We start from the raw sequence: 11,222 nt of genomic DNA on the forward strand, positions 1-11,222 counted from the left end.
TAAATCCTGATGAAAGCACTATGAAAGCACTAATTCTTTCTGGCGGTAAAGGTACACGCTTACGTCCTCTTACCTACAGCGGGGCAAAACAACTTGTTCCAGTTGCTAACAAACCTGTTTTATGGTATGGCATTGAAGAAATGGTCGCGGCTGGTATTACTGATATTGGCATCATTATCAGTCCAGAAACCGGGGCAGAAGTCCAAGGGAAAACTGGAAATGGAGAATCCTTTGGAGCGAACATCACCTACATCGTACAAGATCAGCCACTTGGACTTGCTCACGCCGTCCAAATTGCCCGTCCCTTTTTAGGAGATTCTCCCTTTGTCATGTACTTGGGAGATAACCTGATTCAACTAGGTGAGTTACGTTACTTTCTGCAACAATTTAGCCAACAACAGCCAGATGCTTTGATTTTATTACGTTCAGTTGCTAACCCTAGCGCTTTTGGTGTGGCTCAGGTTGATGAAACTGGACGGGTATTACAATTAATTGAAAAACCCAAAGTCCCTCCTTCAAATCTGGCATTAGTAGGGGTTTATTTCTTTTCTCACCTCATTTATGATGCGATCGCAAATATTCAACCTTCCACTAGAGGCGAGTTGGAAATCACTGATGCTATTCAATACCTCATTAATCAGCAAAAGCAGGTTGTAGCCCACAATCTCCAAGGCTGGTGGTTAGATACTGGTAAAAAAGATGATTTATTAGAAGCTAATAGATTAATTCTCGATACCTATCTGACAGCATCAGTTGTGGGCGAAATCGATGCCCAAAGTCAAATTATTGGACGAGTCAAAATCGGGGTAAAATCTAAAGTAATTAACTGCACAATTCGGGGGCCAGTAGTCATTGGTAGCAATTGTCATTTAGAAAACTGCTTTATTGGCCCTTATAGTAGCATCGCTAACAATGTCACACTCATTGATACTGATTTAGAACACAGCGTGATTTTAGAAGGTGCTAAAATTGCCGGAATTCATCAGCGCATTATTGATAGTGTGATTGGACAAAGGGCACAATTGAATCTTGCACCCCGTCGCCCTAAAGCCTTGCGATTTATGATTGGCGATGACTGTCAAATTGAACTAACGTGATTTACTTATTCAAAACAAAAAAACCACAGTCAAAATATTAATTACAAGACCTGTAAAATACAAGTATTAAATTACTCTCAAAATTAAGATTGTGGCACATTACTTGTAATATTAATGAGCATTGTACATACCAAAATTCCCGAAGTTATCCAACTCGAACCCCAAGTATTTGGAGACGATCGCGGTTTCTTTTTTGAAGCCTACAACCACCAAAGATTTGCTCAACAGATAGGGATTGTTACAAACTTCGTCCAAGATAACCACTCTTGCTCTAAACAAAACGTCCTACGCGGATTGCACTATCAAATCCAACAACCCCAAGGTAAACTCATTCGGGCGATTGTTGGTACTATTTTTGACGTAGCCGTAGATATTAGAAAAAGTTCGCCTACCTTCGGTAAGTGGGTAGGTTATGAACTCAGTGCTAAAAACAAACGCCTACTGTGGATACCACCAGGTTTTGCTCACGGCTTTCTTGCACTTTCAGAACTAGCCGAAGTTCTCTACAAAACTACAGATTATTATGTGCCCCAAAGCGATCGCACAATTCTATGGAACGATCCAGATTTAAAGATAGATTGGCCCTTGAGTGGGTCACCGATTTTATCAGCTAAAGACCAAGCTGGTAAATCTTTCAGAACTGCTGAAGTATTTGATTAAATGGTCATTGGGCATTGGGCATTGGGCATTGGTCATTTGTCATTGGTCATTTGTCATTGGTCATTGGTACATACACCGTCTCTTGTGATACCCTAAGCTTACTTTTATGGTGGGCGGAAAAGGCGGAAAAACTCTGTCTTTCATTGGACTAATTCAAACCACATTAAAGAGTGAGCGTGGCTTCTCTTGGACAAATGACAAATGACAAATGACAAATGACAAAATCAATTTTGCTGATTGGTAGTAACGGTCAAGTGGGTAAGGAACTACAACAAATACTCTCATCATCCGGCAATATTATCTCAGTAGCACGCCCAACAGTAGACCTTACCCAACCCGATACTCTACGCAACGTTATCAGATCAAAGCAGCCGCAAATCATCATTAATGCTGCCGCTTATACTGCTGTAGATAAAGCCGAAAGCGAACCCGAACTTGCTACCGCTATTAATGCGACTGCACCCCTAATTCTTGCCCAAGAAAGCCAAAAATTAGGAGCTTTTCTAATTCATATTTCAACTGATTACGTTTTTGATGGCAATGGCTGTAGCCCTTATCAAGAAACCGATACAACTAATCCCTTGAGTGTCTATGGTAAAACCAAACTCGCCGGAGAAGAAGCTATTCAAGAAACTTGCGCCCATCATCTCATTCTCCGCACAGCTTGGGTTTATGGAACCTTTGGCAAAAGTAACTTTGTTAAAACCATGCTGCGACTAGGTGCAGAACGCCAAGAACTCCGTGTTGTCGCCGATCAAATTGGTAGCCCGACTTGGGCGCAAGATATAGCCACAGTTATAGCCCAGACAATTCCCCAGTTAACTCCAGAAATTAGCGGCATTTATCACTACACTAATAGCGGCGTTGCTAGCTGGTATGATTTTGCCGTCGCTATTTTTGAAGAAGCAGAACAGCTAGGCTTTTCTTTGAAAATTGAACGTATTGTCCCGATTACAACCGCCGAATATCCCACACCAGCCCGTCGCCCTGCTTATTCCGTCCTTGCTTGTGGAAAAATTTCCGCAATTTTAGGGACTTATCCTTCCCATTGGCAACAAAGACTTCGGCAAATGCTTAAGGATTTGAAAATTGGGCATGGGGCATAGGGCATTGGGCATAAGAGGCAGAGGGGCAGAGGGGCAGAGGGGAAAAACTTTCTTCAACTTCTCCTCTGCTCTCCTGCCCCCTTGTCCCCCTGCCCCCTTGTCCCCCTGCCCCCTTGTCCCCCTGCCCCCTTGTCCCCCTGTCCCCTTGTCTCCCCTGCTCCCCTGCTCCCCATTCCCTATTTCTTTTGACTTTTTAATACTCCCGTTTCATGTTGTATGGGCAAGACATCTAAAATATCAGTTTGGGAACAATATTTTAAATCTTCGTGACAGTCAAGACGCAGCAATCGTTGACCGTGACTCGCTTGGTGAAGTAATCCTAATAAGTTATCTTGCCATTGAGAGTAAAGAGCGATCGCACTAATTACTTCATCGTTACCAGCGAGTTCTTCAGGTAACAAGTTGCTTTGTTGCAAAATACTATGAGCGATCGCACCCGCACAAACTGTATCCTCTAAAGAAAAACTACCTTCCCAACCGGAACCGACAATCCACACTGTCTCTGGTTGCTTATCTAAGAGGAATTGCACCACCGCCGCCCGGTTAATCAAGGCTGCTGCTAAGACGTTTGGGGAATCTTGTACTCGTTGTAAAGCACGAGTGCCATTTGTAGTGCTGATAAATAAACGCCGCCCTTCTACTAATTCTGGTGTGCAGTCGAGGGGAGAGTTACCCAACTCAAAACCAGCTACTTTCGCACCGCCGCGTTCTCCAGCCCGCAAACGTTTTTCAGGGGGCCATTTTTCGCTAACTTCAATTAACCGATCTAAATCGCTGAATACTTGTACAGCTTCGCCTCCAGATGCCAAGACAGTCGCAATTGTGCTAGTAGCTCGCAACACATCGACTGCGATCGCACATTCTGGCGCTTTATCCGTTGGAGTCAATTCAGGAGTGTGGTATACGAATAACTTCACGGGCTGGATACACCTGTTTTAATACTACTGCCGAAAATAACATTCTACCTAGTTGGTGTCACTAACTATAGTGACAATTGCTCCAGGAAAATTTTTTATCATCAAAATACAAAATGTATCTCATTCAATACATAGATGGGGGCAGGGGAGACAAGGGGACAAGGGGACAAGGGGGCAGGGGAGCAGGGGAGACAAGGGGACAAGGGGACAAGGGGGCAGGGGAGCAGGGGAGCAGAGGAGAAGTTGAAGAAAGTTTTTCCCCTCTGCGCCTCTGCACCTCTTCCCCTCTGCCTCTTATGCCTCTTATGCCCAATGCCCGATGCCCAATTTTCAATCCCTAATAAATACTCAAAAAGCGCATTTTATGCTTTTAGACTTTCAGACTTGCAGCACTATCTTGTAATCTAAAACAAGAACAGACCTTCTAAATGGGGAAAAAGTTACAGTTATAAGGCTACAACCCAAAGGGACAAATATTTACTCATTCCCTACTCCCCAGTACAGACGCAATTAATCGCGTCTCTCCCACTCCCCACTCCCCATTGAAATTGCTATGGCACCTTTACCCGACTACCGCCCTAAACAGCTATCTTTAGGCCCGTTGGAAGCAGAAATTTTAAATATTATCTGGGAACTTGGTTCAGCCACAGTCAAGGATGTACACGATCGCATCCTCGCCGATCCCAACCGCGAATTAGCGTATACTTCTGTCACCACCGTCTTACGTCGCCTCACTGATAAAGGTTGGCTGGCCTGCGACAAAAAGGAGCGGGCATTCTATTGGCGGCCAATGCTGAGTAAGCAACAATCAGAAGTGATCAAAGCTCACGAGCAGTTACAGCGATTTCTGGCAGTGGGGAACCCCGATGTTGTTGCTGCCTTTGCTGATAGCTTAGATGAAGCAGCTAGCGAACAAATAGCAGCGATCGCCAAACGGATTCAATCTGCACGCCAAGCCAGGGAGGAACAATGATGCATCTGATAATGATTTTGAATGCTTTGGCAGTTGCCTGGTGGTTAAGATCCTCTTGGAATCAACGCCAAGGTAGTTGGAGTCGGCGGTGGCAGCGATCGCTATTTTTGTTTCTCTTCCCGCCCTTGCTAATTTTCATGACTGCGATCGCTGTGTTGTTCATGGGGCCTCAAGGACAAATGGGCGGAATGTATACAGGCTCCGTCAGCTATTTACTAGCATTAATTTATTTGGCATTTTTTGCCATTTCATGCATTAAACTTGCTTTCCAAGGTTGGCAGTCTGTAGAATCAGCCCGTAACTGCCCTTTAGTGAATGTTGGCGATAGACGAGCCAGACTGCTGCAAACGGGCGCGTTGTTTGCAGGTCAAATCGGTTTTTGGCAACCAGAGCTAGTAGTTAGCCAAGGATTAGTGCAAACTCTCTCACCGGCTCATTTAGAAAGCGTCTTAGCCCATGAGCAAGGGCATCACCATTACAGGGATACGTTCTGGTTTTTCTGGCTGGGTTGGGTGCGTTCTTGCACAGCATGGTTGCCAAATACAGAGCCTTTGTGGGAAGAATTGTTAGCTTTGCGCGAACTCCGTGCCGATGGTTATGCAGCATTGCAGGTAGATCCTCTGGTGTTAGCGGAATCACTTTTATTAGTAGTTAGTAGCGGCCCCGTTTTATCGGAAATTTGCTGTGCTGCATTAGGTTCCTCTGGTGCAGATCGTTTAGAACAAAGAGTAGAAGCCCTATTAGCACCACCAGAACCAACCCCAGAAGCTCAATTACAATCTTGGCATGGCTTTCTGTTGGCGTTCCTGCCTCTACTGTCTGTGATATTTCATAGTTAAATTGAATTTATAGCAGGAAACAGGCAATAGGCAACAGGCTTGCAAGTGTCTTGATGTCGGCGTTTTACGATCGGTTTATGTTCTAAACTATATTTCAACTGCTATAAAAAGCTACTACAGCCCAAAGCTGCAACAGTAGCGACATCTGTCGTGTCTGTAGCAACTTCTGCCTTCCCTGTAGTAACTTCTGCTTTGACGTTTCCGTGTTTCGCGCAAGCTGTAGCAACTTCTGCTTTAACGTTTCCGTGTTTCGCGCAAGCTGTAGCAACTTCTGCTTTAACGTTTCCGCGTTTCGCGCAAGCTGTAGCAACTTCCGCTTTGACGTTTCCGTGTTTCGCGCAGGCTGTAGCAGCTTCTGCTTTAACGTTCCCGTGTTTCGTGCAGGCTGTAGCAACTTCCGTTACGACTGTAGCAACATTGGTTACGTCTGTAGCGATGTCGGTTGCCACATCACGATGAAAATTTTGAATATAGCGGTTCCCAATTCATGGAACACAGACCTAACCCCCAGCCCCTTCCCTTCAAGGGAAGGGGAGTAAGATTCAAAGCCTCTCTCCTTTTAGGAGAGAGGTCAAAAATGTACTGCACCCAAGCGAAAACCACTATAGGGTTGTTATATTACTCTTCTTCTAGCAACTGTTCTATATACTTTTGCACCAAAGGCACTTGAAAAGCATTGCCTTCTGGAGTCAAGATTTCTTTTCGCGTTAGTTTGCGGATAACACCTTTGTCCTGCTGTGTCGGAGTTTCCCCGTAGATTATCCGGCGCAGGAAAGAGCGATCGCTATCTGTTAAACTCTTCCATAATTCCTGAAAATACTGATCGCCTCGCTCAAGCACAACAGGTATAACTTCTTGAACATCCTGTGCAGTAGCTTTAGCTGTATCTGCTTCTCGCCTATTTCTTCTGATATCGCGGTTTAGCAACTCCACCACCTCATAACACACCAACTGAACGAGATAAGGTTGACAGCAAGTAAGTTGGATAATTTCATCTACAGCAGTTGGTTCATAGATATTGCTGAAGTTCTCTACTGGCTGTTGAATCAAATCGCGGGCTTCTGACTCGTGCAGATAAGTCATTCGCAAAGCACGGGTGTTAATTAGATAGTCACTCCAGTAATCATCAAGTTCAGATAACTCCTGTGAACCACTAAAAAGTAGAATCCACTTGCGTTGGTGTTGCAGCAGGTTACGAATAAAATTGAGCGGCGCACGGCTGCTTGTAGGCTGATCGCCCTTCATCCGAGATGCGATCGCATTTAGTATCCTTACGACCGACAAATAGCCTGGGATCTTCAATCATCCCCGCAGCCACAAAAGGATTAGAAGGCATAGCTCCAGAAGCCATGTAAAGCGTTATCCTAGTTTCAGCAATTTAAGTGCAATTACTTAAAAGAATAGCACTTAGTGCAAAACAGACCCTTGATGCGATCATTACTTCCCTGAAACTATAGCAGTTCCTAATCAGGTAAGGTACATCATAGCCCCCTCCTCGCTTGCGGGGAGGGGGTTGGGGGTGGGGTTCTTATAACTTACAAAGGCCGAGAAGCGCTATAGATTAACCTGAGAGCAACCCCTTTAAAACCTTTGCCAAATACTCATACTGCTCAAAAGTATTGTAAATCTGCGCCGAAATCCTTACCAACAGCCGAGGTTTTTCTTGCCACGGCATCACCTGCACTTGAATACCAAACTTATCAAACAACTCATCGTGTACAGACATAAAATTGCGGTTTTCCAAAGTCGCAGGCATTGGCACAACTGCCATTGAACCAATCATCTCCTCTGGACAAGGCGGTTGCACTTCCAGCCCTTCACAAAGTAGCCGTCTTCCCTGCAACACTAGCTGATGATTTTGCTGCATTAATTCTGTCCATCCACCAGGTAGCAAGGAACACATAAAAGCGATCGCTTCTGGCACACACATATAAGCTGTAGGATCGTCTGTACCTGTCCAGTCAAATTCCAACTGAAAGCGGCTTTTATCAGTGCGTGGCGAATTTGTCCCGTGGCTAATTGTCAGAGGACGAATTTCTGAGTGTTTATCTCGTCGCATATACAAAAATGCTGCCCCCTTGGGCGCACACAGCCATTTATGACAATTCCCCGTGTAATAAGTTGCGTCAATCTCTCGCAAATCGAGAGAAATCATTCCAGGCGCATGTGCCCCATCGACCAATGTATCTATACCCCGTTGTTGCAACTCCTTCGCCAACTCTTGAATCGGGAAAATTAGCCCTGTCTGGCTGGTAACATGATCCAAAAGTGCTAATCGGGTTTTTGATGAAACTCGCTCAATTACTGCTGCGATTACTTGCTGTGGCGAGTCAATAGGGAAAGGAACTTTTGCTACCACCATCCGCGCACCCGTGCGACTGGCAATAAAATCAAGTGCATTGCGGCAAGCATTATATTCGTGGTTAGTTGTAAGTATTTCGTCCTCTGGTGAAAACGTCAGCGACTTTAACACCGAATTAACACCAGTCGTCGCATTGGGGACAAATACCAAATCCTGCACATCAGCACCTACAAAGGCCGCTAGCTTACTTCTGGCATCGTCTAGCAGAGGTTCCCATTCCCTAACAAATAAGCGCAAAGGTTCATGTTCGAGTTGCGATCGCAAACGTTGTTGAAACTCCAGCACTTGTTTAGGACAAGCACCAAAAGACCCATGATTCAGAAACGTCACAGCCGAGTCAAGCGACCATAAATCTCTGATGGATAATCTAGAATCCAAAATTTAAAATCCAAAATTGATAAACTCCCCAGGCTGGATTCGAACCAGCGACCAATCGATTAACAGTCGATCGCTCTACCACTGAGCTACTGAGGAACGCTCACGATTTATAATCTTAGGGCTAAAAATAGTATTTGGCAAGTACTTTCGCCAATATTTTTTTTTAGATAGTTAATTTATAGAAATTTTGCAGCCAAAATCTATTCAAGAATTTAAGCAGAGACTCTTAGATACTAAATATCTACTACAATCCCATTCGTAATTCAGCCAGACGCTGCCGCGCCTTAGCATCAATGCCATTAGCTAAAAACCGACTCTTAGATTGTTTGCGCGTATGATACTTCTGTCGCATCCGGCAGACAGTGGCTTCCACTTCCCCACAGAGTTGTTGTGCTGACAACCATTCAGCCCCATACCCTTGTATCATCAACTGCTGTGCCCGATCTGATGTAGCAACAATCACACGAGAAATCAAAGATTGGGCTATTTGGTGGCGAAAAGAAGCGCAGGATTTTTCAATATAAGTATCTGCGGTTTGCCCAAAATCAGTGTAATAAACAGATAAAAGCTCAGTAATAATTTCTTTATTACTAGAGGTGTTTTGATATTGGGCATCAAAAACTATCTGAGTTGTGTAACCTTGAAACGCACTATAACCAGTCATTGCTTCCACAAGTTCGCCCCGTGCGGCCTCTAATCCAACGCTATCACGCGTTTTTTTAAGGCAAGGCCAAGCGCCTATTATATTGTAGCCGTCCACTAACAAAACGGCTTGGAGTAAGGAACGGGGCATGGTTTTTAATCACAATTTTCTAGAGTTAACAAAATTCATTCATAAGTTTTATAATAATTGATGCATAGTCTGTAACACTATGTTACATAAAACAAAAAATACGGCAGCCTCACAAAACTCAAACTTCAGATAGACGCACCAACTTAAAACGCGCCTTTTAAATAAAGGCGCGTTACAGTTCTAGTTAGTATTATTCAGGAATGCGAAATGCAATGAATTTTACTTAGCACTCAGCACTTAATTAAGAGGCTTCGCTGTGTACCTCCATCAGACGTTGTTTGAGACGTTCGGCTTCACCACTATCTACCAGAGAGCCTTTTTCTAGCAAGAAAGCGCCGTCACAATAATTCAACTCATCTAATCGATGTGTCACCCATAGGGCTGTAATACCTCGACTTTTGACAAGGCGGCGGACACCAGCAACTAAATCCAGCTGGCTATCTGGATCTAGTAAGGCAGTGGGTTCATCTAATAATAAGACTTCACAGCGACGGGCGATCGCACCGGCGATCGCGACTCGCTGTTTTTGTCCTCCAGAGAGTGCATAAATAGGGCGTCGTTGCAATGTAAGCAAATTCACCGCTCCAAGCGCCTCCTCAACTCTTGCTCTGGTAGCAGCAGGCGGCAACTTTTCTTCCACCAATCCAAAAGCCACATCAGCACCAACAGTTGGCATCACCAGTTGATGATCTGGATTTTGGAAGACAAAGCCAACGGGTTGCAAAACCCGAATTTCGCCAGATTCAGGAGCTAATAACCCCGCCAGCAGTCTCAGTAAAGTAGATTTTCCGCTGCCATTTGTACCTAAGAGCATCCAAAACTCACCCTTGGGTACTTCTAAAGAGCAAGATTTGATAACTTTTTCTCCATTAGGCCAACTGAAATTTAAATCCTTGACCTCAATGCCCACTTGAGCCATTTGTCAACCTTGGTTACTCAGCAGCTACGGCGAAAAAGCCAGGTGGTCTGCCGCCACCAGGGGTTGTACCATCTTTCTGAACAATCTGCACCCCAGAAATTTCACTAGCGCGGACAGCAATTTTTTTCTCTGTCTTGCCTTCGCATTTGAGTTCTACAATGTCAGGGTTCCCAGAACGGATTGCTGCCAAAATTAGCTGATAGACAGCCTCAGCATCCTCTGCTGACTTACGTTGTACTGAGATCGGGAAAGCAGTGTTTCTGATGCTTAAATCGATGGTAAACATTTAGCAATAATCAAATTTAACTGTGGACTCATTTTAGCGTCAGCTGAGTGATTCTAGGGAAATGAGGATTGGGTATGGGGCATTGGGTATAGGAAGAGGCAGAGGGGCTGAGGGGCACAGAGGAAAAATTTACTGCAACTTCCCTCTGCTCCTCTGCTCCCCTGCTCCCCTATTCCCTACTCCCCATTTATCACCTCATCTGAATCAAAAAATAAATTTTATGAGAAAACCCCTAGAAAAATTAGCAATTTACACCTAATATAATTAAAGGTGTGTAAAAAATTGTAAACTTGGTTAACAACCTGGTTAACTTTCTGCTTATAGAAGGCCTTAATATCGCCATCTATAATACAGATACAACCTGTACTTATAAACATTTGGAGATTTGCTCTAATGACCATCGCAGTTGGACGTGCGCCCAGTAGAGGGTGGTTTGACGTTCTAGACGACTGGCTCAAGCGCGATCGCTTCGTATTCGTAGGTTGGTCAGGGATACTATTGTTCCCCTGCGCCTTCCTAGCACTAGGCGGTTGGCTGACCGGCACCACCTTTGTCACCTCTTGGTACACCCACGGATTAGCCTCCTCCTACTTAGAAGGCTGTAATTTCCTGACAGTAGCAGTATCCACCCCCGCCGACAGCATGGGACATTCCCTACTGCTGTTGTGGGGTCCAGAAGCCCAAGGCGACCTCACCCGTTGGTTCCAACTGGGTGGGTTGTGGCCATTTGTTGCCCTACACGGAGCCTTCGGTTTGATCGGCTTCATGTTGCGGCAGTTTGAAATTGCCCGTCTAGTGGGTATCCGCCCTTACAACGCTCTGGCTTTCTCAGCTCCGATTGCAGTATTCGTCAGCGTATTCTTGATGTACCCCTTGGGACAATCTAGCTGGT

General features: G+C 44.9%; 12 protein-coding genes, 1 tRNA gene and 1 pseudogene. 6 read left to right on the forward strand and 8 right to left on the reverse strand.

Going from position 1 to position 11,222, the window contains the following annotated elements; genetic code table 11:
• Positions 1 to 20 precede the first annotated feature (20 nt).
• The 3 genes from RMX89_RS23175 to rfbD all read left to right on the forward strand — a co-directional run bounded on the left by RMX89_RS23175 (position 21) and on the right by rfbD (position 2,863).
• A complete protein-coding gene (locus RMX89_RS23175) occupies positions 21 to 1,097 on the forward strand; it encodes a glucose-1-phosphate thymidylyltransferase (protein WP_322669873.1) in 1,077 nt (358 codons plus the stop codon).
• A 114-nt stretch (positions 1,098 to 1,211) separates the two neighbouring features.
• A complete protein-coding gene (gene rfbC, locus RMX89_RS23180; protein ID WP_322690592.1) occupies positions 1,212 to 1,757 on the forward strand; it encodes a dTDP-4-dehydrorhamnose 3,5-epimerase in 546 nt (181 codons plus the stop codon).
• A 215-nt stretch (positions 1,758 to 1,972) separates the two neighbouring features.
• Complete coding sequence (gene rfbD, locus RMX89_RS23185) at positions 1,973 to 2,863, forward strand: dTDP-4-dehydrorhamnose reductase (RefSeq protein WP_322690593.1); 891 nt, start codon at positions 1,973 to 1,975, stop codon at positions 2,861 to 2,863.
• A 176-nt stretch (positions 2,864 to 3,039) separates the two neighbouring features.
• Here the strand turns inward: rfbD and RMX89_RS23190 are convergent, their stop codons facing one another.
• Complete coding sequence (locus tag RMX89_RS23190; RefSeq protein WP_322669870.1) at positions 3,040 to 3,780, reverse strand: 2-phosphosulfolactate phosphatase family protein; 741 nt, start codon at positions 3,778 to 3,780, stop codon at positions 3,040 to 3,042.
• A gap of 553 nt (positions 3,781 to 4,333) precedes the next feature.
• Here RMX89_RS23190 and RMX89_RS23195 point away from each other — a divergent pair.
• Positions 4,334 to 4,753, forward strand: coding sequence for a BlaI/MecI/CopY family transcriptional regulator (locus RMX89_RS23195; protein ID WP_292721488.1), 420 nt, complete (start codon positions 4,334 to 4,336; stop codon positions 4,751 to 4,753).
• Positions 4,753 to 5,592: a M56 family metallopeptidase gene (locus tag RMX89_RS23200; RefSeq protein WP_322690599.1), complete on the forward strand. Its 840-nt coding sequence runs from the start codon at positions 4,753 to 4,755 to the stop codon at positions 5,590 to 5,592. Before RMX89_RS23195 ends, RMX89_RS23200 begins: the two co-directional genes overlap by 1 nt.
• Positions 5,593 to 5,693: 101 nt before the next feature.
• On the opposite strand, the gene RMX89_RS23205 is transcribed toward RMX89_RS23200, so the two are convergent.
• The 7 genes from RMX89_RS23205 to RMX89_RS23235 all read right to left on the reverse strand — a co-directional run bounded on the left by RMX89_RS23205 (position 5,694) and on the right by RMX89_RS23235 (position 10,330).
• Complete coding sequence (locus RMX89_RS23205; protein ID WP_322690594.1) at positions 5,694 to 6,041, reverse strand: hypothetical protein; 348 nt, start codon at positions 6,039 to 6,041, stop codon at positions 5,694 to 5,696.
• A gap of 169 nt (positions 6,042 to 6,210) precedes the next feature.
• Positions 6,211 to 6,894 carry a hypothetical protein gene (locus tag RMX89_RS23210; RefSeq protein ID WP_322690595.1) on the reverse strand — a complete coding sequence of 228 codons (684 nt, stop codon included), beginning with the start codon at positions 6,892 to 6,894 and terminating at the stop codon, positions 6,211 to 6,213.
• Between the two features lie 259 nt (positions 6,895 to 7,153).
• Positions 7,154 to 8,332: an aminotransferase class V-fold PLP-dependent enzyme gene (locus RMX89_RS23215; RefSeq protein ID WP_322690596.1), complete on the reverse strand. Its 1,179-nt coding sequence runs from the start codon at positions 8,330 to 8,332 to the stop codon at positions 7,154 to 7,156.
• A gap of 24 nt (positions 8,333 to 8,356) precedes the next feature.
• Positions 8,357 to 8,428: transfer RNA gene (locus RMX89_RS23220), tRNA-Asn, on the reverse strand.
• A gap of 148 nt (positions 8,429 to 8,576) precedes the next feature.
• Complete coding sequence (locus RMX89_RS23225; RefSeq protein WP_322669865.1) at positions 8,577 to 9,125, reverse strand: NYN domain-containing protein; 549 nt, start codon at positions 9,123 to 9,125, stop codon at positions 8,577 to 8,579.
• Positions 9,126 to 9,366: 241 nt separating this feature from the next.
• Positions 9,367 to 10,044, reverse strand: a complete 678-nt coding sequence (locus RMX89_RS23230; protein WP_094352150.1) for an ABC transporter ATP-binding protein — start codon at positions 10,042 to 10,044, stop codon at positions 9,367 to 9,369.
• Positions 10,045 to 10,057: 13 nt separating this feature from the next.
• Positions 10,058 to 10,330 (reverse strand): hypothetical protein, encoded by a 273-nt coding sequence (locus RMX89_RS23235; RefSeq protein ID WP_012410874.1) that lies wholly within the window; start codon positions 10,328 to 10,330, stop codon positions 10,058 to 10,060.
• Positions 10,331 to 10,723: 393 nt separating this feature from the next.
• On the opposite strand from RMX89_RS23235, the pseudogene RMX89_RS23240 reads away from it, so the two are divergent.
• Positions 10,724 to 11,222 (forward strand): annotated as a pseudogene (locus tag RMX89_RS23240) (photosystem II D2 protein (photosystem q(a) protein)); the annotation flags it as partial.

It is taken from the genome of Nostoc sp. DedSLP04 (assembly GCF_034530775.1).
GTDB lineage: Bacteria > Cyanobacteriota > Cyanobacteriia > Cyanobacteriales > Nostocaceae > Nostoc.

Coding starts and splice junctions, on each gene's coding strand:
- rfbC (WP_322690592.1), top strand. CDS start 1,212: ATGAGCATTGTACATACCAAAATTCCCGAAGTTATCCAACTCGAACCC.
- rfbD (WP_322690593.1), top strand. CDS start 1,973: ATGACAAAATCAATTTTGCTGATTGGTAGTAACGGTCAAGTGGGTAAG.
- RMX89_RS23225 (WP_322669865.1), bottom strand. CDS start 9,125: ATGCCCCGTTCCTTACTCCAAGCCGTTTTGTTAGTGGACGGCTACAAT.
- RMX89_RS23235 (WP_012410874.1), bottom strand. CDS start 10,330: ATGTTTACCATCGATTTAAGCATCAGAAACACTGCTTTCCCGATCTCA.
- RMX89_RS23195 (WP_292721488.1), top strand. CDS start 4,334: ATGGCACCTTTACCCGACTACCGCCCTAAACAGCTATCTTTAGGCCCG.
- RMX89_RS23230 (WP_094352150.1), bottom strand. CDS start 10,044: ATGGCTCAAGTGGGCATTGAGGTCAAGGATTTAAATTTCAGTTGGCCT.
- RMX89_RS23175 (WP_322669873.1), top strand. CDS start 21: ATGAAAGCACTAATTCTTTCTGGCGGTAAAGGTACACGCTTACGTCCT.
- RMX89_RS23200 (WP_322690599.1), top strand. CDS start 4,753: ATGCATCTGATAATGATTTTGAATGCTTTGGCAGTTGCCTGGTGGTTA.